Source organism: Kitasatospora sp. NPDC015120, from assembly GCF_043080305.1.
Classification (GTDB): domain Bacteria; phylum Actinomycetota; class Actinomycetes; order Streptomycetales; family Streptomycetaceae; genus Kitasatospora.
The window spans coordinates 454,708-476,278 of the sequence record NZ_JBIBVJ010000005.1; the positions used below are offsets into that span (position 1 = coordinate 454,708).

The following is a 21,571-nucleotide window of genomic DNA, read 5'->3' on the forward strand; positions in this document are numbered from 1 at the left end:
GGGGTAGGACGTGCACCGGCGGCGCGACGGTTCCATGCCCGGTGTGAACTTCGCCCCGCGCGCCGGGGGATGGGCGGGGACCGCGGGGGAGCCGCCCGGTGAATCCGGCGGTCCCCGCGGTCCCCGGGAAGACCCCTACCGGCAGGGCGCCGTGGCGGCGGCGGTGGGCGAGGGCAGCGCGCCGAACACGTTGTCGGCGGGCGGCGTGGGCGACACCACGACGGGCGACGGCGACGCGGACGCCACCCCGGACGGTGCCCCGGACGGTGCCCCGGGCGCCGCCACGGACGGCGAACCGGCCCGCGCCCCGGCGGCGTGCGCCGGGGCCTGTGCACCCGCGCCCGCGCCGGCCCCCGCCCCCGTACCGGCGGCCGGGGACGGCGTGCTCGGTGCCGTGGGTATCCGCGCCACCGTCGGGCAGGCGGTCCGGCTGGCCGGCGCGCCCGCGTCCACCGGGACGGCGGTCGGACGGATGCCGCAGCCGGCCGCCAGCGCGGCCAGTCCCAGCAGCGCGGCGGCGGCCAACGGGCGGCGCGGTCCACGACCGCGGTTCGGGCGGACACGGCTCACTGGGCACGCTCCTCGGGGGCGCTGTCGGCCGGTGGCGGGGGCGGCGGGGTCCGCGGCAGGGTCAGCGTGAACACCGCGCCCACCTCGCCGTTCGCGGCGGTGATGGTCCCCCCGTGGATCTGCGCGTTGGCCATCGCGATGGACAGGCCGAGTCCGCTGCCCTCCGAACGGGCCCGCCCCTTGTCGGCCTTGTAGAACCGGTCGAAGACGTGCGGCAGCACGTCCTCGGGGATGCCGGGACCGCTGTCCGACACCTCGACGACCACGCTGTCCCCGTCCTCGCGCACCCGCACCCGCACCGGCGAGCCGCCGTGCTTGAGCGCGTTGCCGATGAGGTTGGCGAAGACGACGTCCAGCCGGCGCGGGTCGACCACCGCCCGCACCCCGCGCGGCGCGTCCACCTCGACCGCGTCGTACCAGGCCCGGCCGTCGATGCAGGACATGATCAGGTCCGCGATGTCCACCTCGTCGGCGACCAGCTTGGCCGTGCCGGCGTCGAAGCGGGTCACCTCCATGAGGTTCTCCACCAGGTCGGACAGCCGGCGGGTCTCGCTGACCACCAGCCGCACCGCCGGCTCGATCATCGGGTCCAGCGACTCCGCCTCGTCCTCCAGGATGTCCGTCACGGCGGTCATCGCGGTCAGCGGGGTGCGCAGCTCGTGCGACATGTCGGCGACGAAGCGCCGGCTCTGCGCCTCGCGCGCGCTCAGCTCCTCGACCTGCTCGTGCAGCGACTCCGCGGTCCGGTTGAAGGTCCGCGCCAGGTCGGCGAGCTCGTCCGAGCCGTCGACCTCCAGCCGGGTGTCCAGATGGCCCTCGCCGAGCCGCCGGGCCGCGTCGCCGAGCCGCCGCACCGGCCGCAGCACCGTCGCCGAGGCGGCCTGCGCCAGCAGCGCCGAGCCGATCAGCGCCAGCAGCGTGGCGATCGCCAGCGACCAGCCGAGCGTGTTGAGGTCGGCCCGCTCGTTCTCCAGCGACTTGAACATGTACGCGGTCGGACCGGTCGGCACCACCCTGGTGCCGCCGATCACGAACGGCCGGCCGTCGAGGTTCTGCCGCTGCCAGTACAGGTGGTAGGTGTACGGGTTGGACTCGGTGATCTCGCGCGGCTTGCCGACCGCGGTCTGCAGCGCGGCCGGCACGTTGGCCAGCGTGTACTGGGAGGGGCTGGAGGAGGCGATGCAGTCGGGCAGCGCCGGGTCCGCCACCACCACGTCGTAGCTCAGCCCGGAGCTGGCGACGGTGTTCGCCAGCGTGTTGAGGTCCTCGCAGGTCGCGCTCAGCGGCAGGCTCGACACATTGCGGCTCAGCGAGACCCGGAAGTCGTTGAGCGCGGTGTCCTGGGCGCGCTTGAGCACCGCGTCGCGGTTGAGCCAGTACGCGATGCCGGAGGCCGAGACGGCGGTGAGCAGCGCGACCGCGGCGAACACCGCGATCAGCCGCACGCGCAGCGAGCGCAGCCTCCGCCACGGGCCGGAGGTGAACCGGGCCGGGGTCTGATGGTCAGTCACGGGAGCCTGTCGTTGCGGGGATCCAGGGTGCGCGGCGGGATATCGCCGGCGCCGGACGGGGGACGGCGCTCACGCCGGGGGGTCCAGCCGGTAGCCGACGCCGCGCACCGTGCGGATCAGCGTCGGCGCCGAGGGCACGTCCTCGACCTTGGCGCGCAGCCGCTGGACACAGGCGTCCACCAGCCGGGAGTCGCCCAGGTAGTCGTGCTCCCAGACCAGCCGCAGCAGCTGCTGGCGCGACAGCGCCTGACCGGGGCGCCGGCTGAGCTCCAGCAGCAGCCGCAGCTCGGTCGGGGTCAGCTGGAGGTCCGCACCGTCCTTGGTGACGGTCATCGCCGCCCGGTCGATCACCACGCTGCCGTACACCGAGGAGTCCGAGTTCTCCCGCTCGCCGCGCCGCAGCACGGCCCGGATCCGGGCGTCCAGCACCCGCGGCTGCACCGGCTTGACCACGTAGTCGTCCGCGCCCGACTCCAGGCCCACCACCACGTCGATGTCGTCGGAGCGGGCGGTCAGCAGGATGATCGGCAGCTGGTCGGTGCGCCGGATCCGGCGGCACACCTCGAAGCCGTCGATGCCGGGCAGCATGACGTCGAGCACGATGAGGTCCGGCCGCTGCTCCTTGAAGAGCCTCAGACCGTCCTCGCCGGACGCGGCGGTGGCCACGCGGTGGCCCTGGCGGGTGAGGGCGAGTTCGAGGCCGGTGCGGATGGCGTCGTCGTCCTCGATCAGAAGGAGGAAAGGCACGGCCTCATTCTGGCTCACCCGGAGCGGGTAATCACCCCCCACCGCCCGGCCGGACCCGCCGGGGAACCACCACGCCCGTGACCGGCGTCCGTCAACCGGGGAAGGGTGAACGGGCCGGAAGACCCGGCCCTGTGACAGCCCTGTGACAGTCGACGGACAGCGCCATCACAACCGGCGGGCAGGATTTTCGATGTCGCCGCAGGACAGCGGGCCAATCGGCCGGCCGACGGCGGCGGCAACGGAACCGCTCGAACCGACCAAGGGGGCGCACGATGAACGCCACGCTTCAGACCCGGACCAACCCGGCTGTCCGTACCGCGCGTTCATCGGCCACCGCGTTCAGGACCCGGCCGGCGGCCGGGACCGAGGAGACCTCCGGTGCCGTGATTGCGCGGGGGTGCGCGCACAGCACCGGTGGAAACACTGTCGTGCGCCGGGTGAGCGGCGGCGGCAGGACGGGGGAGCTGTACGGGATCGGCCGCCGGGGGAACGCGGCCGACTCCGCCGGCACCCTGACGCTGCGGGGGATCCTCCCCGTGCGCGTCGAGGGCAAGGAGGCCCCGGGGGGGAACCGGGGCGTCGGGGGGACCGGCCTGCGGAAGGCCGACTCGGGGGAGTCGGCCGGCCGCGAGGCCGCCGGGGCGACGCTGCTGCGGCTGAGCCCCGCGGCGGCGCCCGCCGCAACCGCGGAGCGGCCCGCCGTCGCCGAGGACCACATCACCGAGTTCACCGCGTACGTGCGCGAGCGCCGCGCCTCCCTGTACGCCACCGCCTACCACCTCACCGGTGACCGCTACGAGGCCGAGGACCTGCTGCAGAGCGCGCTCTTCAGCACCTACCGCGCCTGGGGCCGGATCACCGACAAGGCCGCGGTCGGGGGCTACCTGCGCCGCACCATGACCAACCTGCACATCTCCGCCTGGCGGCGCCGCAAGGTCAACGAGTACCCGACCGAGGAGCTGCCGGAGACGGTCGGCGACACCGACGCGATGGGCGGCACCGAGCTGCGCGCCGTGCTCTGGCAGGCGCTGGCCAAGCTGCCGGAGAACCAGCGGACCATGCTGGTGCTGCGCTACTACGAGGGCAAGACCGACCCGGAGATCGCCGACGTGCTCGGCATCAGCGTCGGCACGGTCAAGAGCAGCATCTGGCGCGCGCTGCGCCGGCTGCGCGACGACGAGCAGCTGAACACCTCGGGCGACACCCTGCGGGCGTTCGGCGAGCTGGTCGCGTAGCACGATCGAGACGTTCCGGTCCGCCGTGGGGGTGGGACCGGACGGGGCTCCCGTCGGGGGACGGGTAGCAGGACGGACGCGGTACGGGTTGGCGCCGGCTCGGGGGAGCGGCGGCACCGGGGAGGGAACCGCGGCCGTCCGGGGAAGGCGGCGGGCCCGGTGCGGGGGAGACGCACCGGGCCCGCCGTTCCGCGTGCCCGGGGCCGCTCAGACGGCGGACAGCTCGCCGGCCGCGGCCGCCGCCCGGATCCTGCGCCCGGCCTCCGGCCCGGCGCACGGGCGCGCGCCCAGCGCGACCTGCCGGCCGACGATGCCGCGCTCGGCCCGCATCAGCCGCCAGCCGCGGCGCAGCAGCACCGGCAGTGACTTGCGGCCCTCGCGGACGTCCCGGCGCAGCCGCCACCAGGCGGTCGTCAGCGCGCCGTTGCGCAGGCACAGGGCGTCGGCGAGCAGGTCCCCGTCGGCGCAGTCGGCGGTGATCTCGGCGGCGAAGATGCCCTCGGCGACGAACGCGCCGGCCCCGGCGAGCTCCAGCACCCGGGTGGAGATCCGGCCGTTGTCCGGGATCGAGTACACCGGCACCTCGGCCCGGCCGGTGGTGCACAGCGCGCGGATCGCCGCGACGGCCTGCTCGCGGTGCCAGGCCAGCGGGGAGTCCCAGTCCACCGAGCCGTCGGGCAGCCGCGGCAGGCCCGGGTCGTCGCCGTCCTTGTAGAAGTCGTCGAGCTGGAGCACCGGCAGTCCGCTGCGCTCGGCGAGCGAGGACTTCCCCGATCCGGAGGGCCCGGCGAGCAGGACCACCCGGGCGCGGGCTATCGACACAGGATTCAGCGGGGAGTCACTCACGGGACACCAGTCTGACGCATCGGTGCCCGATGCCGAAACCGTCCGGATCACACCTTCTGCGGCGGCCTCGGACCGCCCAGCACGGCGTGCAGCAGCGGCAGGCAGCGGCTGTCGACCTGGAGGTGGACGGTGTGCGCGGCGCCGGGCGCCCGGTAGGCGGTGGCGGCCCAGTCCTGGTCGTACCAGGTGTCCGGCTCGGGGTCGTGGAAGGTGCCGCCCGCGGCCAGCTCGACCCGGGCGTGGCCGCGCGCGGTGAAGACGGCGGACGGGGCGCCGGGGGCGAGCCGCAGCCGCCCGGCGACGTACTCGCCGCGCGGGCCCGGCCCGTCGGCGCGCGCCGAGCAGGGGAGCCGCACCGGCCGCCCGGCGGCCAGCCGGCGCCGGGCGCGGGCCACCTGGAGGGTGCGCCAGAACCCGTCCGCGAACAGCGCCATCAGCTCGCCGGCCAGCTCTCCCATGGACGTCGTCCCCCCTCGGTGCGCGGTGTCGGCCCAGTGTGGCCGGGCGGCGGGGGCCCGCGGCAGCGCCGAAAGGCGGGCGGTCGCGGCGACGAAAGTCGACGGACCCGCGCCAGGGGGGGAGAGGCGCGGGTCCGTCCTGTGACCGTCCGGGCCCTGGGGGGGGAGAGGGCACGGGGGACGGCCAGTCTGTGGAGTTGTGTCACCGACACGCGGTCACGGAGTGTAGCCGCTACGGGGACCTGGTGGTCAGATACCCATCGGGTGCCAGACCGTCTTGGTCTCCAGGAACGAGAGTAGCCGGTCCGTTCCGGGAGCATTGGTCCAGTCCTGGGCGAACGGGTCCAGCTCCGGGCGGATCACCCTCTTCAGGGTATCCGCGGCCAGCGTCTCCAGCGCGACCGCCGCGCCGGGGCCGTCGGCGGCGATCGCGCCGGTGAGGTCCAGGGCGTTGACGTCCTGGTGCGAGGCCAGGGTCGGCGCGAGGTCGGCGGTCCGGCCGGACAGCAGGTTGACCACGCCGCCCGGGACGTCCGAGGTGGCCAGCACCTCGCCCAGCGACAGCGCGGGCAGCGGCGCGTCGGCCGCGGCCGCCACCACGACGGTGTTGCCGGTCGCGACGGCCGGGGCGATCACCGACACCAGGCCGAGCAGCGAGTGCCCGTACCCGGCCTGCGGGGCCACGATCCCGACCACACCGGTCGGCTCCGGGGTGGAGAGGTTGAAGTACGGACCGGCGACCGGGTTGGCGCCGCCCGCGATCTGGGCCACCTTGTCGGTCCAGCCCGCGTACCAGACCCAGCGGTCGATCGCCGCGTCCACCAGGGCGGCGGCCTTCTTCGGGCCGATGCCCTCGGAGAGCGCCACCTCGGTGGCGAACTGCTCGCGCCGGCCCTGCAGCATCTCGGCGACCCGGTACAGCACCTGGCCGCGGTTGTACGCGGTGGTGCCGGCCCAGCCCTTGACCGCCGCGCGGGCGGCCACGACCGCGTCGCGGGCGTCCTTGCGGGTCCCGAGCGGGGCGTTGGCCAGCCACTCGCCCTTCGCGTCCGTCACCTCGTACACCCGCCCGCTCTCGGAGCGCGGGAACTTCCCGCCGACGTACAGCTTGTAGGTCTTGAGGACATCAAGACGGCTCACGACATCAGACATCGAGGTAGGCCTCCAGACCGTGCCGGCCACCCTCGCGGCCGTAGCCCGACTCCTTGTAGCCGCCGAACGGCGAGGTCGGGTCGAACTTGTTGAAGGTGTTGGCCCAGACCACGCCGGCCTTGAGCTTGTCCGCCATCCAGAGGATGCGCGAGCCCTTCTCCGTCCAGATGCCGGCGGAGAGCCCGTAGGGGGTGTTGTTGGCCTTCTCGACCGCCTCGGCGGGGGTGCGGAAGGTCAGCACCGACAGGACGGGGCCGAAGATCTCCTCCTGGGCGATCCGGTGGGCCTGGCTGACGCCGGTGAAGACGGTCGGCCGGAACCAGAAGCCGGCGCCCGGCAGCTCGCAGGCGGGCGACCAGCGCTCGGCGCCCTCGGCCTCGCCGGCCTCGGCCAGCGCGGTGATCCGGGCCAGCTGCTCGGCGGAGTTGATCGCGCCGATGTCGGTGTTCTTGTCCAGCGGGTCGCCGACCCGCAGGGTGCCCATCCGGCGCTTCAGGGCGTCCAGCAGCTCGTCCTGGACGGACTCCTGGACCAGCAGGCGCGAACCCGCGCAGCACACGTGGCCCTGGTTGAAGAAGATGCCGTTGACGATGCCCTCGACGGCCTGGTCGAGCGGCGCGTCGTCGAAGACGATGTTCGCGGCCTTGCCGCCCAGCTCCAGCGACAGCTTCTTGCGGGTGCCGGCCACCTGCTTGGCGATCGCCCGGCCGACCGGGGTGGAGCCGGTGAAGGCGACCTTGTTGACGTCCGGGTGCGCGGTGAGCGCGGCACCGGTGCGGCCGTCGCCGGTGACGATGTTGACGACGCCCTTCGGCAGACCGGCCTGGCGGCAGATCTCCGCGAAGCGCAGCGCCGTCAGCGGGGTGGTCTCGGCGGGCTTCAGCACGACCGTGTTGCCGGTGGCCAGCGCCGGGGCGATCTTCCAGGCCAGCATCAGCAGCGGGAAGTTCCACGGGATGACCTGGCCGGCCACGCCCAGCGGCTTCGGGGCCGGGCCGAAGCCGGCGTGGTCCAGCTTGTCGGCCCAGCCCGCGTAGTAGAAGAAGTGCGCGGCGACCAGCGGCAGGTCGACGTCGCGGGTCTCGCGGATCGGCTTGCCGTTGTCGATCGACTCCAGCACCGCCAGCTCGCGGCTGCGCTCCTGGATGATCCGGGCGATCCGGAACAGGTACTTGGCGCGCTCGCTGCCGGGCAGCGCCGACCAGTCGGCGAAGGCCTTGCGGGCGGCGGCGACCGCGCGGTCGACGTCCTCCTCGGTGCCCCGGGCGAACTCGGCGAGCACCTGCTCGGTGGCCGGGTTGACCGTCTTCAGCGCCTCGCTGCCCGAGGAGTCGACGAACTCGCCGCCGATGAAGTGGCCGTAGGAGCCGGCGATGTCGCCGGCCGCGGCGGGCGACTCGGGCGCCGGGGCGTAGGTGAAGAGGCCGCCGGCCGGCTTCTGGGCCGCGGGCTCCTCGGTGTTCTTCTTCTTGGCCATGGTGATCAGTCCACCGTCACGTAGTCGGGGCCGGAGTACCGTCCGGTGGTCAGCTTCTGGCGCTGCATCAGCAGGTCGTTGAGCAGGCTGGAGGCGCCGAAGCGGAACCAGTGCGGGCTCAGCCAGTCGTCGCCGAGGGTCTCGTTGACCATCACCAGGTACTTCATGGCGTCCTTGGTGGTGCGGATCCCGCCGGCGGGCTTCACGCCGACCTGGACGCCGGTGGCCGCGCGGAAGTCGCGGACCGCCTCCAGCATCAGCAGGGTGACCGGCGGGGTCGCGTTGACGGCGACCTTGCCGGTGGAGGTCTTGATGAAGTCGGCGCCGGCCAGCATCGCCAGCCAGGAGACCCGGCGCACGTTGTCGTACGTCTGCAGCTCGCCGGTCTCGAAGATCACCTTGAGGTGGGCGTGGCTGCCGTCGGGGCGGCGGCAGGCCTCCTTGACCGCGACGATCTCGTGGAAGACGTCCAGGTAGCGGCCGGAGAGGAAGGCGCCCCGGTCGATGACCATGTCGATCTCGTCGGCGCCGGCGGCGACCGCGTCGGCGGTGTCGGCGAGCTTGACCGGCAGCGCGGCGCGGCCGGCCGGGAAGGCGGTGGCGACGGAGGCGACCTGGATGCCGGTGCCCTGCAGCGCGGCCTTCGCGGTGGCGACCATGTCCGGGTAGACACAGATCGCGGCGACGCGCGGGGTGGTCGGGTCGGTCGGATCGGGGGTCCTGCCCTTGGCGCACAGTGCGCGCACCTTGCCGACCGTGTCCGCGCCCTCCAGCGTGGTCAGGTCGATCATCGAGATGGCCAGGTCGATGGCGTAGGCCTTGGCCGTGGTCTTGACCGAGCGGGTGCCGAGCATGGCGGCACGCGCCTCCAGGCCGACCTGGTCGACACCGGGCAGGCCGTGCAGGAAGCGGCGGAGCGAGGCCTCGGACGCCGCGACGTCCGCGAGACCGCTGCCCGCGACGCCGGGGGCGTTGGCTGCAAGAGTGGACATAGTCACCACACCAGCATATCTACGCGCGTAGTCAGCCGCTAGGCCCGGCATGCATCGATGCCGGACCGAGACCTGGGGTCGGGGGGCGGGGCCGGCCGCCACGACTGCCGTTCCTGCGACGCCCGCGACGGGCCACGGGAGCGGTGCCCGTCGCCCGGCCGGGATCCCCGGCGCGGACCAGGAGCCGCGCGTGTGATCGCCGCCCCTGTGGATCCCGGGGGCCATGGGGCAGAATCGTCGGCATGACCGATTCCGACGGCCGGCCCCACCAGGGCCCGGCCGGCTCCGATGGGGAGCCCGTGTACGCCGACCGCGTGTACCGCTCCGTTCCCGGCATCATCTCCGGGGTGCTGTTGCTGGCCGTCGCGGCCTGGCTGATCGGGGACGCGGCGCTGAACGGCACCGGCAAGACGCCGTGGGTGTCGCTGGCCGCCGTCCCGGTCTTCGCGTTCCCCGTGATCGCCTACACCCTGCGGCCCGCCGTGCGCGCCGACGAGCGGCGGCTGGTGGTGCGCAATCCGCTGCGGACCATCACCGCGCCGTGGGCCGCCGTCGACGCGCTGCGCGCCGGGTACTCGGTGGAACTGCTCACCGGGGGCAAGAAGTACCAGGTGTGGGCGGTGCCGGTGTCGCTGCGCCAGCGCAAGCGCGCGGCCCGTGCCCAGGACCGTGGCGGTCGCCCGCAGCACACCTCCCGGCTCGGCATGGTCTTCGGCCAGGGCGGCGGCACCCCCGCGGGCCCCGGGGTGCAGGGCTCGCCGGACCCCACCAAGGCCTGGTCCGACCAGGTGGTGAACGTCCTCCAGGAGATGGCCGAGCGCAACGCCTCGCGCCCCGACGCCGCCGGCCCGGTCGAGGTGCGCTGGTGCTGGTGGATCATCGTCCCGACCCTGGCCGGTCTGGCGGCGCTGATCACGGTGATCGCGGTCTGAGCGGCCGGACACGACGGAAACGGGAAGGGCCCGCCGGACGGCGGGCCCTTCCTGCTGTGCCGGGACCGGTCAGACGGTGATGCCGGCGGCCGCGGCGAGGTCCTGCTTGACCGCCGCGAGGAGCCCCGCGGCGCGGGTGCGGGCGTCGGCGAGGTCGGCGGCGGTGGCGACCGGGAGGACGACCTCCAGGTAGCACTTGAGCTTGGGCTCGGTGCCGGAGGGCCGGACCACGATGCGCGCCGAACGGACGGCGTCGCCGGCCAGGTGGTAGCGCAGGCCGTCGGTGGGCGGCAGGCCGGCGGAGCCGGCGGTGAGGTCGTCGGCGCGGGTCACGGTGAGGCCGGCCAGCGTGGTGGGCGGCTGCTCGCGCAGGGTGCGCAGGGCGTCGGCGATCAGCGACAGGTCCTCGACCCGCACGGAGAGCTGGTCGGTGGCGTGCAGGCCGTGCTCCAGCGCGAGGTCGTCGAGCAGGTCCGACAGGGTGCGGCCGGAGCGCTTGAGGGTGGCGGCGAGTTCGGCGACCAGCAGGGCGGCGGTGATGCCGTCCTTGTCGCGCACGCCCTGCGGGTCGACGCAGTAGCCGAGCGCCTCCTCGTAGCCGTAGCGCAGTCCCTCGGCGCGGGAGATCCACTTGAAGCCGGTCAGGGTCTCCGCGTAGCCGAGCCCGGCGGCCTCGGCGATCCGGCCGAGCAGGGTGGAGGAGACGATGGTGGTGGCGAAGGTGCCGGCGGCCTTCTTGGCGACCAGCGCGGCGCCGAGCAGCGCGCCGACCTCGTCGCCGCGCAGCATCCGCCAGCCCACCGCGCCGAGGCCGCCGCCGGCGGTGTCGCCGTCGGCGGGGACGGCCACCGCGCAGCGGTCGGCGTCCGGGTCGTTGGCGATGACGATGTCGGGGCCGACCGAGGAGGCGGTGCGGAAGGCGAGGTCCATCGCCCCCGGCTCCTCCGGGTTGGGGAAGGCGACGGTGGGGAAGTCCGGGTCAGGCTCGGCCTGCTCGGCGACCACGGTGGGCGCGGGGAAGCCGGCCCGGTCCAGCGCGGCGAGGAACGTGTCGCGGCCGACGCCGTGCATCGGGGTGTAGACGACGGCGAGGTCACGGGGGCTGTGCGGGTCGACGATGGAGGCGGCGCGGTCCAGGTAGGCCTCGACCACCGACTCGTCCACGGTCTCCCAGCCGCCGTCGGCGAGCGGGACCTCGTGCAGCGAGCCGATCGCGTCGATCCCGGCGGCGATGCCCGCGTCGGCCGGCGGCACGATCTGCGAGCCGTCGCCCAGGTAGACCTTGTAGCCGTTGTCCTGCGGCGGGTTGTGGCTGGCGGTGACGGTCACCCCGGCGGCCGCGCCGAGGTGGCGGACGGCGAAGGCGAGCACCGGGGTGGGCAGCGGGCGCGGGAACAGCGCGGCGCGCAGGCCCGCGCCGACCACCACGGCGGCGGTGTCGCGGGCGAAGTCGTAGGACTTGTGGCGGGCGTCGTAGCCGATGACGACGAGGTCGCCGAGGCCCTGCTCCTTGACGTACGAGACCAGGCCGGCGGCGGCCCGGATCACCACGGCGCGGTTCATCCGCATCGGTCCGGCGCCGAGTTCGCCGCGCAGGCCGGCGGTGCCGAACTGGAGGCGGCCGGCGAAGCGCTCGGCCAGCTCGGCCCAGGCGAGCTTGGCCGTCGACTCGGCCTCGGGGGCCTCGGCGGCGGCGAGCAGCGCGGCGAGTTCCTCGCGGGTCTGCGGGTCCGGGTCCTCGGCGAGCCAGGTGCGGGCCCGGGCGAGGAGGTCGGTGGTGGTTGCCTGCGTCATGGCTGCAGCTCCATCGGGAAGGTGCGTCGGTGGTCGGCCGGGGAGGGTGCCCCGGCCCCGGCCCGGTGGGACGGGCCCGGGAGGACGGGCGTGGGGAGGCGGGCGTCGGAGGACGGGCGTGAGGGCGGGCGGACCGGGACAGGACGAAACGTACGGCGCGGCGGCGGTGCGGCCCGGCCACCGGCCGGGCGGGGCGTGTCGGGCGGGGTGCGCCCGGCCGGCGGACGCGGACGGGGCCCGCGGGCGGGTGTGATCACCGGATCACACCCGCCCGGGGCCCCGTCGCTCATGCCGTCCGCACCCGCGCCGGCGTCAGATCCGCTCCAGGACCTTCGCCAGCAGCGCGCCCATGCGCTCGGCGGAGGCCTTGCCGGCCTCCAGCACCTCGGCGTGGTTGAGCGGCTCGCCGGTCATGCCGGCGGCCAGGTTGGTGACCAGGGAGATGCCCAGCACCTCGGCGCCGGCCTCGCGGGCCGCGATGGCCTCCAGGGTGGTGGACATGCCGACCAGCTCGCCGCCGATCACCCGGGCCATGTTGACCTCGGCCGGGGTCTCGTAGTGCGGGCCGCGGAACTGGACGTAGACGGCCTCGTCCAGGCTCGGGTCGACCTCGCGGCACAGCTCGCGCAGCCGCTTGGAGTAGAGGTCGGTGAGGTCCACGAAGTTGGCGCCGACGATCGGGGAGTCGGCGGTCAGGTTGATGTGGTCGCTGATCAGGACCGGCTGGCCGGGCACCCAGCTGGGGCGCAGGCCGCCGCAGCCGTTGGTCAGCACGATGATCCCGCAGCCGGCCGCGGCGGCGGTGCGCACGCCGTGGACGACAGTGGCGACGCCGTGGCCCTCGTAGTAGTGGTTGCGGCCGAGGAAGATCAGGGCGCGCTTCTCGCCGATCTTCACCGAGCGGATCGTGCCGGCGTGGCCGGCCACGGCGGGGGCGGGGAAGCCCGGCAGGTCGGTGACCGGGAACTCCGCCACGGTCTCGCCCAGGGCGTCGGCGGCCGGCACCCAGCCGGAGCCCATCACCAGGGCGACGTCGTGGCGCTCGGCACCGGTCAGCTCGCGCAGGCGCTCGGCGGCGGCCTGGGCGGCGGCGTAGGGGTCGGCGGAGACGACCGACTGAGGAGATGCGTTCACGGGTCCGAGGATAGACGGGAAACGGCTACGCGCGTAGAAAATCCTGGTACGACGTGCCGGATCGTTACCCGGACGGCGTGAACGCACAGCTGGGCGCAGTGCTGCCGTCACCGCGCGCGGCCGGGGCGGTCAGAGCCGCTTGGCGCTGCGCAGCCCCTTGGCGTACAGCCCGTTGTCGTCCAGCCGGGCGGTGCCGCCCTTGTCGCCGAAGGTCGGCCCGTCCGCCTCCTCGCGGCTGGAGACGTACCGGGGGTGGCCGTCGGTGTCCAGGCCCAGGTAGATGCCGGTGTGGTCGAGGCGGGCGCCGGTGCGGGCGTCGATCTCGAAGAAGACCAGGTCGCCGGGGAGCAGCGGGTCGGTCGAGGCGGGGCGCACGGTGGTGTCCGAGCCGGGCACGGTGGTCAGCGGCAGCACCGGCACGCCCGGTCCGGTCCGGGCCAGGCCGTTGGCGGTGCGGGGCAGGCCGGGGCCGGGCGCGTCCTTGGACAGCAGCGGGTAGCCGGAGCGGTAGCCGTACACCATCCTGACGAAGCCGGAGCAGTCGAAGGCGCCGTAGCGGGCCCGGTCCGGGCGCCGGGTCACCCGGTCGGCGAAGGTGTACGGCACGCCGAGGTAGTCGAGGAAGTCGGTCTGCTCCAGGCGCAGGTCGTGGCCGGACGAGCCGTCGGGGTTGAGCGGGCCGAAGGAGGCGTCGCCCCTGAAGCGGACGCCCTTGCCGTCCCTGCCCTCCGGTGCGCCCGCCAGGTACTGGGTGGCGACGGCGAGCACGTCGTCCTCGGTGGAGCCGAGGTACCGGCCGAACCAGGTGCGGAACCAGGCCTCGTCCTGGGCGCCGGCCTTCCACGGCTGCGGCATCAGCCGCACCCAGCTGTCGCCGGTCAGCACGGCGCCGGTGGTGCCCGGCTCGGCGAAGGTGCGGCTGGGGCCGGTCAGCACGGCGGTGCGGGCGCCGTCCGTCAGGGTGGCGAGGACGCCGCCGCGTGCGTCGCGCACCACCGTCCGGTCGGGGCCGGCCAGCCGCTCGTAGCGCGGTCCGCCCGCCGCGGCGGCGGTGCCGGCGGGGGCGGGGGCGGTGAGCAGCGGTGCGGTGGCGCCGGCCGGGACGGGGTGCGGGTCGCGCTCGCGCAGCTGGACGGTGAGGTAGCCGCTGGTGGCCAGCAGGGCGGTGGCGAGGGCGCCGCTGAACAGGGACTTCCGGGAGACGGGCATGGTGGTTCGGGCTCCGGGGGTGGGGTGCCGGGTTCGGGTGCCGGTTCGGGTGCCGGGGGATCAGGTGCCGGGCAGGGCGCCGAGCAGCAGTCCGGCGGTGAGCACCACGTAGGTGGCGAGGGTGACGGTCGTGGTCGCCGTCAGGGTGGCGGCCCGGGGCTGGCGGACCAGCTGGTAGGCGATCAGGCCGGGGACGATGAAGCCCAGGGTCTGGTCGGCGTACAGGGTGGGCAGTTCGCGCTGCAGGACCAGCGTCACGGTGGCCTGGAGCAGGACGCCGATCAGCACCACGGCGGCGAACAGCCGCTTGCCGTAGAGGATCACCAGCTTCTGCACGACCCGGGTGGCCAGGTGGGCGAGCACGGTGACGCCGGCCACGAGGGCGACCCGCTGGAGGTCCTCGACCAGGGTCAGCGCCAGCCAGCCGGGGGTGATCATGCCGCCGGGGGAGAGGTTGGTGGTCAGGTAGCAGACCAGGGAGAAGACCAGCCCGAGCGCGATGCCGAGGGCGGCGATCTCGGGGGTGAGCTCGGTGGGGATCACGGCTGGTCTCCGTCGTGGCGGTGGTGGAGGTGGTCGTACGGGCCGTACTGGCCGTACGGGTCGTACGGGTGGTGGGGGTCGTACGGCTGGTACGGGGCGTGGGGGGCGGCCGGTTCGAACCAGGCCCCGGGCGGTGGTTCGGGCACGTGGACCGGTTCGTGCACCGGCTCGTACGCCGCCGCGTCCGCGGGCTCCTCGTCCGGGGCGAGCCGGGCCAGCTCCTCCAGGAACAGCTCGCCCTGGCCGTGGATGTTGCCGATCGCGACCAGCGAGGAGTCGGGGCCGAGCGCGTCCAGCAGCTCGGCGGTGAGCCGTGCCGGGTCCCGCCGGTCGCCGCCGAGGTCGACGACCCGCCCGGACCAGTCGGCCGGGACGGCGTCCCGGGCGCTCCTGGTGGGGTGGCCGATCAGGAAGACCGTGTCCGGGGCGAGGTCCGGCACGAGCCGGCCCATCTGGGCGTTGCGCTCGACGCGGTCCGGGCGGCAGTTGACCACCACGTGCAGCGGTCGGTGGATCGCGCCCAGGCCCTCCAACTGGCGGACGTTCATCAGCGTCGACTCGGGGTCGTTGGCGGCGAAGACGTTGGCGAACCGCAGCCGCTTGCCGTCGGCCGTCCGGTACCGCTCGACCGAGAGCACGCCCGGGTCCGGCGGCGCCGCCCACATGCCGCGCAGCGCCGTCTGCCGGTCCACGCCGAGGAGTCCGGCGACGGCCAGCGCGACGGCCACGTTCTCCTTGAAGGTGAACCAGCTGAAACCGCGCAGTTCCTCGTCGCTGACCGACTCCGGGTCGACCTCGATCAGCTCGCAGTTCCGCCGGGCGGCCTCCTCGCGCAGGATGTGGGCGCGCTCCCGCTCGGCGGTGACGCAGACGCCGCCGACCGGCATCGAGCGCGACAGCGAGCGGGCGACGTCGTCCAGCGTGGGGCCCATCTCGGCGAGGTGGTCCTCGCGGACGTTGCACAGCACGCCGATGGTGGAGCGGATCAGCTTGGTCTGGTTGACCTCCTGGAGCGCCGGCATGACGGCCATGCACTCGATCACCAGCGCGTGCGGGCGGTAGGTGGCGGCGCGGCGGACGATGCCGATCTGCTCGGCCACGTTGGCGATGCCGAACTTCCGGTGGACCGGCTCCTCGGTGGCGTCCGGGTGGATGAACCGGGCGGCGGTGCCGGTGGTCTTGGCGACGGTGACCAGGCCGCCGCCGCGCAGCGCGCCCGCGCACAGCCGGGTGATCGAGCTCTTGCCGCGGATGCCGTTGACCAGCACCCGGGTGGGGATCTGGTCCAGGGCGGCGAAGTGCCGGCGCTGTTCGACGACGCCGGCCACCAGCAGGACGGCGCTGCACGCCAGCAGGACGAAGTAGAGGAAGAGCACGGGTCCCTCTCAGAAGGCGGTGGCGGCGGGGGCGCGGTGCCCGGCGCGCTCGCGGTCGGCCCGTTCGCGCGCGGCGCGCTCCAGGTCCTGGCGGATCAGCTCCAGGCTGCGGACGACGGCGCCGACCTCGTCGTGGTGGACGGGGTGCAGCACGGTGCGGCGGTCCCCGGCGGCCAGCGCCTCGGCGTTCGCGGCGAGCCGGCGCAGCGGCAGGCCGACGGCGACGTACAGCCAGCCGAGGCAGAGCGCGGCGGCGGCCAGGCCGAGCATGCCGGCCAGGACGGCGCGCCGGTCGGCCCGGTTCTGGTCGAGGTGCAGCCAGGACACCGGGTGCGCGGTGACGACGGACCAGCCGAGCCGGGCGACGGCGCCGCGGCCGCCGAGCGGGGCGGCGGCGAGCAGCACCGGGTCACCGCCGGTGCGCACGACCTCGGCGGCGGCGCGCTGCGCCCCGCCGCCGGTCACGGCGGACAGGACGCCGCGGGCGCGGCCCTCGGGGAGTTCGCCGAAGGAGGAGTAGGCCCCGTTGGCGGCGAGCACCCGGCGGCGGTCGTCGAGCAGCCAGACCCGGCCGAGCCCGGGCCGGTCGAGCAGGGAGCCGAGGAAGTCGGTGCGGAACTCGCCGACCAGCACCGGACCGGCGGGCGGCGGGTCGTCCACGGGGACGTCCACGGGCGCGTCCGCCGCTGTGGCGGCGGCGCCGTCGGCGGGGACGGCGAGCGGGGTCCGGGCGGCGATCCGGGGTTCCCTGCCGGAGGTGTTGAGCAGCAGCACGCCGCCCGGGCCGAGCGCCCCGGGGCCGGTGCGGTGCGGCTCCTCGCCGGCCCGGGCGAGCACCTCGCCGCCGGGGCCGAGCACGTACAGCGCGCGGTAGCGCTCGTGCCGGGCGAGGGCGGTGCCCAGCAGCGTCCGGGCGCCGCCGACGGAGGCGGTGGCGAGTTCGGGGGCGAGGGCGCGCAGGTCGGCGTAGCCCTCGTTGAGGGCCTGGCGCAGCCGGTCGGCGGCGTTGTCGGTGCGGTCCCGCTGGCCGGCCACCACCTGGGCGGGGACGCGGACCTCGCCGTCGTTGCCGCCGAGCAGCAGCAGCGGGCCGGACCAGCCGAGCACGACGGCCGCGGCCAGGCCGAGCGGCAGCGCGGCGCCGGGCCCGCGCCGCCGGGGCGCGGGTGCCGGGGCGGCCGGCGGGCGGGCGGGGTCGAGCAGCTGGCGCCGCAGCTCTTCCAGGGCGCGGCCGATCCGCCCGGCCTCGCCGCGCCGCGGGCCGCGCACCGGCCGGTCCAGCTCGCCCCGGGTGAGCCGGCGGGCCTCCAGGAAGAGCCGCAGCAGCGGGCGCTGGAGGGTGCGGCGCAGGAACCAGGCGAGCAGCAGGGCGACGGCCGGCAGGGCGCCGGCGGCGGACAGGCCGAGGGCCGGGTGGCGCAGGGCGGCGGCCCTGCCGTCGACGGTGCCGGTGGAGACGACGGTGAGCCCGAGCGCGGTGGCCGGGTCCTGCGGGTCGGCGGCGGCGCCGGCGACGGCGGCGTAGCCGGCCACCCGGCGCACGCCCCGGGGGCCGGCGCCGTCGGCCAGGCTGCCGGAGACGACCGCGTCCGGGGTGGCGGCGGGGGCGGCGGAGCGGGCGGTGACGCGGCCCAGGGCGGTGGCGACCAGCTGCCGGGCGTCCTCGCCGGGGAGCCCGGCGCCGGTGCTGTCGAGGACGGTGCCGGCGGTGTCGAGGACCTGGACGGTCTGACCGTCGCGGGTGGCCAGCTCCGGCAGCCGCAGGTTGTCGGAGGCGACCAGCAGCGCCCGGCCGTCCTGGACCGTGCTGACCATCGCGAAGGTCAGCAGCCGGGTGCCGGCGGCGGAGGGGACGAGCAGCGGCGCGGGCGCGGTGTCGGTGACCCGGCCGAGGTCGAGGCCGGCCAGCGGGACGGTCTCGCCGCGGGCGGCGAGCAGCCGGCCGGTGTCCGGGCGGAGGATCACGGTGCCGCGCCACTTGCGGTACGCCCGGCCGAGCGCGGTGAGCACCTCGGCGGGCTCGGCGGGCGCCCGGTCGTAGCGGGCCGCGGAGCGCACCAGGTCGGCGGTGTTCTCCCGCAGGCCCGCCCGCAGCGACAGGGCGGTGTCCTCGGCGGCGTACTGGTGGGACTCGCGGACCGCCTGCGGGGTGTCGTCCACCCGCAGGCCGCCGACGGTCAGGGCGGTGATCGCGGAGACGGCCAGGAGCAGGACGAGCAGCAGCGCGATCGGCGGGCGGATGCCCCCGAGCAGCGGCATGTCGGCCCGGCGGCGATGGCGGTGCTGTCGCGGCGGGGTGGGGGCCGTGCTCACGGGGGTGCCTCGTCGGGGGAGTCGGGTCGGGTCCGGTGCGTCGGGCGGCAGTGCGCCACCCACCCCTGGAGCCCCACCGCGGCCGGGGCTGGGCCCGGCCGAAACCTCAAAAGCGTACGAACGAGTTCCGTCGATCGTGTCTCGGAACGATGTCGGACGAAGGAAGCTTCGATCACGATCTTTTCGATCATGGGGTTCCGCTCTTGCGCGGTAGGTTCTCCCCGTGGAGAAACGGGATGTGCGACGCACGGCGCGACGGCCGGTCACGGTGCTGCTCGTCCTGGCGGCCCTCGCCGGCGGACTGACCCTCGCCGCCCGCGGCTGGGCGCGGGACCCGGCGGCCCCCGGTCCCGCCACCGCGTCCGGCCCGCGTCCGGTGGACCTCGTCGAACGGATCGACGCCTACACCGCCGCCTTCGCCTCCGGCGCCTACACCGCCCCGGACGCCGCCCGGCGCGGCGCCGTCGCCGACGGGGTCCTGGAGGCCCTCGACGGCCGCCCCGACCGGGCCGGCCCGCTGCTGGCCGCCGCCGGCTACCGGCTCACCGAGTTCACCGAGGCCGTCAGCGGCCGGCGCACCGCCGAGATCGCCGACGCCTCCGGCGCGGACCCGCGCGGCTGGGGCCGGATCTACCTGGACCTCTCCACCCGGACCCGCTGGTCCGCCCAGGTGCCGCACCCGGTCTCCGACAGCCGCACCGAGATCCTCGGCGCCGAACTGTTCCGGGAGGTGCCCGGCGGTGTGCTCGTCCTCGCCGGCGCCCACCGGCGGGCCGGTGCCGACGGATCGGCGGACGTCGCCCACCGCGGCGACACCGTCTTCGCCGCCGTCGTCGAGGCACTCACCGGGCGCGGACTGCCCGGCCTCCAGCTGCACGGCTTCGACGAGGACAGCCTGCCCGGCACCGACGCGGTGGTCTCCAGCGGCGCCGGGACGCCCGGCGAGGCCGCCGAGAGCACCGCGGCGGCCCTGGAGGCGGCCGGACTGGTGGTGTGCCGGCCCTGGCGGCAGACCTGCGGGCAGCTCGCGGGCACCACCAACGTCCAGGGCCGCCACGCCGCCGGCCTCGGCGTCACCTGGCTGCACGTCGAACTCGCCAACCCGCTGCGCACCGATCCGGCCCGCCGCGCGGCGGTCGTCGCGGCCCTGGCCGGCACGGCCCGGGCCTGGTAGGTCAGCAGGGGCGGCGGCGCAGGTCCAGGACGTAGTCGTCGGGGGCGCCGGCGCTCTCCGCCGCGTCCGCGATCAGGCCCAGGTAGCGGGCCGCCGGCAGGCCGCCCTCGTAGTCGTTCAGCACGTACGTCCAGACCGGCACGTCGCCGTCCAGGGTCTGCGCCCGCAGCTTGATCTTCCGGTAGATGCCGAGCTGGACGCCCTCCCAGCGGTCCAGCCCCTCCTCGTCCATCGGCGCGACGTCGTAGAGCGACACGAAGACCTGGTCCTTCTCGTCCTCCACCACCGTGGCCAGCGAACCCTCCCAGCCGAGGTGCTCGCCGCCGAAGGTGAGCCGCCAGCCGGACAGCCACCCGGTGCCGCGCAGCGGCGAGTGCGGAGCGCGGCGGGTCATCTGCCGGGCATCGAGGTTCGTGGCATACGCGGCGTAAAGGGGCATGGGGGGAAGCCTACGTTCACCGGCCGATCCGACAGAAGCCCCGACCCCGGCGTGGCAGTGCTCCCGGCGTGCGGGACAATGGTTGACGTGACTCGGATCGTGATCATCGGTGGCGGACCCGGCGGCTACGAGGCGGCGCTCGTCGCCGCCCAGCTCGGCGCGGAGGTGACCGTCGTCGACCGCGACGGCCTGGGCGGATCGGCGGTGCTCACGGACTGCGTTCCGTCGAAGACGCTGATCGCGACGGCGGAGGTGATGACCACCTTCGACAGCTCGTACGAGGAACTCGGCATCATCGTCGCCGACGACACTCCCCACGTCGACACCCCGGCCCGCGTGGTCGGCGTCGACCTCGGCAAGGTCAACCGGCGTGTGAAGCGCCTGGCCATCGCGCAGTCCCACGACATCACCCAGTCCGTCACCCGGGCCGGCGTCACCGTGCTGCGCGGCCGCGGCCGGCTCGGCACCGGCGGCCAGGCCGTGGACGGCTCCCGCGAGGTGCTGGTGGACGCGCCCGACGGCAGCGTGCAGTCGCTGCGCGCCGACGCGGTGCTGATCGCCACCGGCGCCCACCCGCGCGAGCTGCCCGACGCCCAGCCCGACGGCGAGCGGATCCTGACCTGGACCCAGGTCTACGACCTGGAGGAGCTGCCGCGCGAGCTGATCGTGGTCGGCTCCGGCGTCACCGGCGCCGAGTTCGCCGGCGCCTACCAGGCGCTGGGCTCCAGGGTCACCCTGGTCTCCTCGCGTGACCGGGTGCTGCCGGGCGAGGACCCGGACGCCGCCGAGGTGCTGGAGGAGGTCTTCCGCCGCCGCGGCATGAACGTGATGAGCCGCTCGCGGGCCGAGAGCGTCAAGCGGATCGGCGACACGGTCGAGGTCATCCTCTCCGACGGCACGGTGATCGAGGGCACCCACTGCCTGATGGCGGTCGGCTCCATCCCGAACACCGCCGGGATGGGCCTGGAGGAGGCCGGGGTCAAGCTCAACGACTGGGGCCAGATCCAGGTCGACCGGGTCTCCCGTACCAGCGCCCCCGGCGTCTACGCGGCCGGTGACTGCACCGGCGTCTTCATGCTCGCCTCGGTGGCGGCCATGCAGGGCCGGATCGCCATGTACCACGCGCTCGGCGACGCGGTGCAGCCGCTGAACCTCAAGACGGTGGCCTCCAACGTCTTCACCGACCCCGAGATCGCGACCGTCGGCTACACCGCCGCCGACGTGGAGTGCGGCAAGATGGACGCGGTCGAGGTCAAGCTCCCGCTGCGGGGCAACCCGCGGGCCAAGATGCAGGGCATCCGCGACGGCTTCGTGAAGCTGTTCTGCCGCCCCGGCACCGGCATCGTGGTCGGCGGCGTGGTCGTCGCCCCGCGCGCCAGCGAGCTCATCCACTCGATCTCCCTCGCGGTGGACGCCAATCTGACCGTCGAACAGGTGGCCAGCGCCTTCACCGTCTACCCGTCGGTCTCCGGCTCCACCGCCGAGGCCGCCCGCCAGCTCCACATCCGCAAGCGCGACGAGGGCGAAAACTGAGCCCTGCGCGCTCAGTTGGGGGCGGTCGCGGTCGGGCGGCCGCCCGCCGTCCGCCCCCGCCCGTCACCCGGACGGCGGGCGCAGTCCCGGACCACCGACGGCGCGCATTGTACGGTCACGCGCCGCTCCGTCGTGA

General features: G+C 75.0%; 19 protein-coding genes. 4 read left to right on the top strand and 15 right to left on the bottom strand.

Going from position 1 to position 21,571, the window contains the following annotated elements; all coding sequences use genetic code 11:
* Positions 1–135: 135 nt before the first annotated feature.
* The 3 genes from ACF1AK_RS16295 to ACF1AK_RS16305 all read right to left on the bottom strand — a co-directional run bounded on the left by ACF1AK_RS16295 (position 136) and on the right by ACF1AK_RS16305 (position 2,828).
* Positions 136–570: a hypothetical protein gene (locus ACF1AK_RS16295; protein ID WP_391499409.1), complete on the bottom strand. Its 435-nt coding sequence runs from the start codon at positions 568–570 to the stop codon at positions 136–138.
* A complete protein-coding gene (locus tag ACF1AK_RS16300) occupies positions 567–2,081 on the bottom strand; it encodes an ATP-binding protein (protein WP_391499410.1) in 1,515 nt (504 codons plus the stop codon). The genes ACF1AK_RS16295 and ACF1AK_RS16300 overlap by 4 nt, the downstream gene beginning before the upstream one ends.
* Positions 2,082–2,150: 69 nt before the next feature.
* Positions 2,151–2,828: a response regulator transcription factor gene (locus ACF1AK_RS16305; RefSeq protein ID WP_030300621.1), complete on the bottom strand. Its 678-nt coding sequence runs from the start codon at positions 2,826–2,828 to the stop codon at positions 2,151–2,153.
* Between the two features lie 272 nt (positions 2,829–3,100).
* On the opposite strand from ACF1AK_RS16305, the gene ACF1AK_RS16310 reads away from it, so the two are divergent.
* Positions 3,101–4,063: a SigE family RNA polymerase sigma factor gene (locus tag ACF1AK_RS16310; protein WP_391499411.1), complete on the top strand. Its 963-nt coding sequence runs from the start codon at positions 3,101–3,103 to the stop codon at positions 4,061–4,063.
* Positions 4,064–4,270: 207 nt separating this feature from the next.
* On the opposite strand, the gene ACF1AK_RS16315 is transcribed toward ACF1AK_RS16310, so the two are convergent.
* From ACF1AK_RS16315 to deoC, 5 genes are all read right to left on the bottom strand, one after another.
* Entirely contained in the window at positions 4,271–4,885 is a 615-nt protein-coding gene (locus ACF1AK_RS16315) for a uridine kinase (RefSeq protein WP_391499412.1), read from the bottom strand.
* A 71-nt stretch (positions 4,886–4,956) separates the two neighbouring features.
* Positions 4,957–5,367 (bottom strand): hypothetical protein, encoded by a 411-nt coding sequence (locus ACF1AK_RS16320; RefSeq protein ID WP_391499413.1) that lies wholly within the window; start codon positions 5,365–5,367, stop codon positions 4,957–4,959.
* Positions 5,368–5,616: 249 nt separating this feature from the next.
* Positions 5,617–6,519, bottom strand: a complete 903-nt coding sequence (locus tag ACF1AK_RS16325) for an aldehyde dehydrogenase family protein (protein ID WP_391499414.1) — start codon at positions 6,517–6,519, stop codon at positions 5,617–5,619.
* Entirely contained in the window at positions 6,512–7,996 is a 1,485-nt protein-coding gene (locus tag ACF1AK_RS16330; protein WP_391499415.1) for an aldehyde dehydrogenase family protein, read from the bottom strand. Before ACF1AK_RS16330 ends, ACF1AK_RS16325 begins: the two co-directional genes overlap by 8 nt.
* A 5-nt stretch (positions 7,997–8,001) precedes the next feature.
* On the bottom strand, positions 8,002–8,988 hold the full coding sequence (gene deoC / locus ACF1AK_RS16335) for a deoxyribose-phosphate aldolase (RefSeq protein ID WP_391499416.1): 987 nt from the start codon (positions 8,986–8,988) through the stop codon (positions 8,002–8,004).
* 242 nt (positions 8,989–9,230) lie between these two features.
* On the opposite strand from deoC, the gene ACF1AK_RS16340 reads away from it, so the two are divergent.
* Entirely contained in the window at positions 9,231–9,920 is a 690-nt protein-coding gene (locus ACF1AK_RS16340; protein WP_391499417.1) for a PH domain-containing protein, read from the top strand.
* A 69-nt stretch (positions 9,921–9,989) separates the two neighbouring features.
* Here the strand turns inward: ACF1AK_RS16340 and ACF1AK_RS16345 are convergent, their stop codons facing one another.
* From ACF1AK_RS16345 to ACF1AK_RS16370, 6 genes are all read right to left on the bottom strand, one after another.
* Complete coding sequence (locus ACF1AK_RS16345) at positions 9,990–11,714, bottom strand: phospho-sugar mutase (RefSeq protein WP_391499418.1); 1,725 nt, start codon at positions 11,712–11,714, stop codon at positions 9,990–9,992.
* A 312-nt stretch (positions 11,715–12,026) separates the two neighbouring features.
* Positions 12,027–12,848, bottom strand: coding sequence for a purine-nucleoside phosphorylase (locus ACF1AK_RS16350; RefSeq protein ID WP_380290701.1), 822 nt, complete (start codon positions 12,846–12,848; stop codon positions 12,027–12,029).
* Positions 12,849–12,977: 129 nt separating this feature from the next.
* Positions 12,978–14,057, bottom strand: coding sequence for an NlpC/P60 family protein (locus ACF1AK_RS16355; protein ID WP_391499419.1), 1,080 nt, complete (start codon positions 14,055–14,057; stop codon positions 12,978–12,980).
* 60 nt (positions 14,058–14,117) lie between these two features.
* Positions 14,118–14,600, bottom strand: a complete 483-nt coding sequence (locus ACF1AK_RS16360) for a poly-gamma-glutamate biosynthesis protein PgsC/CapC (RefSeq protein ID WP_391499420.1) — start codon at positions 14,598–14,600, stop codon at positions 14,118–14,120.
* Entirely contained in the window at positions 14,597–15,976 is a 1,380-nt protein-coding gene (pgsB, locus tag ACF1AK_RS16365; protein ID WP_391499421.1) for a poly-gamma-glutamate synthase PgsB, read from the bottom strand. The genes ACF1AK_RS16360 and pgsB overlap by 4 nt, the downstream gene beginning before the upstream one ends.
* Positions 15,977–15,985: 9 nt before the next feature.
* Entirely contained in the window at positions 15,986–18,289 is a 2,304-nt protein-coding gene (locus ACF1AK_RS16370) for a HAMP domain-containing protein (protein WP_391499422.1), read from the bottom strand.
* A gap of 223 nt (positions 18,290–18,512) precedes the next feature.
* Here ACF1AK_RS16370 and ACF1AK_RS16375 point away from each other — a divergent pair, with 223 nt between their 5' ends.
* Positions 18,513–19,463, top strand: coding sequence for a hypothetical protein (locus tag ACF1AK_RS16375; protein WP_391499423.1), 951 nt, complete (start codon positions 18,513–18,515; stop codon positions 19,461–19,463).
* A gap of 1 nt (position 19,464) precedes the next feature.
* Here ACF1AK_RS16375 and ACF1AK_RS16380 read toward each other — a convergent pair whose 3' ends face one another.
* Complete coding sequence (locus tag ACF1AK_RS16380) at positions 19,465–19,902, bottom strand: gamma-glutamylcyclotransferase (RefSeq protein WP_344331090.1); 438 nt, start codon at positions 19,900–19,902, stop codon at positions 19,465–19,467.
* A 78-nt stretch (positions 19,903–19,980) separates the two neighbouring features.
* Between ACF1AK_RS16380 and ACF1AK_RS16385 the strand changes: the two genes are divergently transcribed.
* A complete protein-coding gene (locus ACF1AK_RS16385; protein ID WP_391499424.1) occupies positions 19,981–21,435 on the top strand; it encodes an NAD(P)H-quinone dehydrogenase in 1,455 nt (484 codons plus the stop codon).
* Positions 21,436–21,571 lie beyond the last annotated feature (136 nt).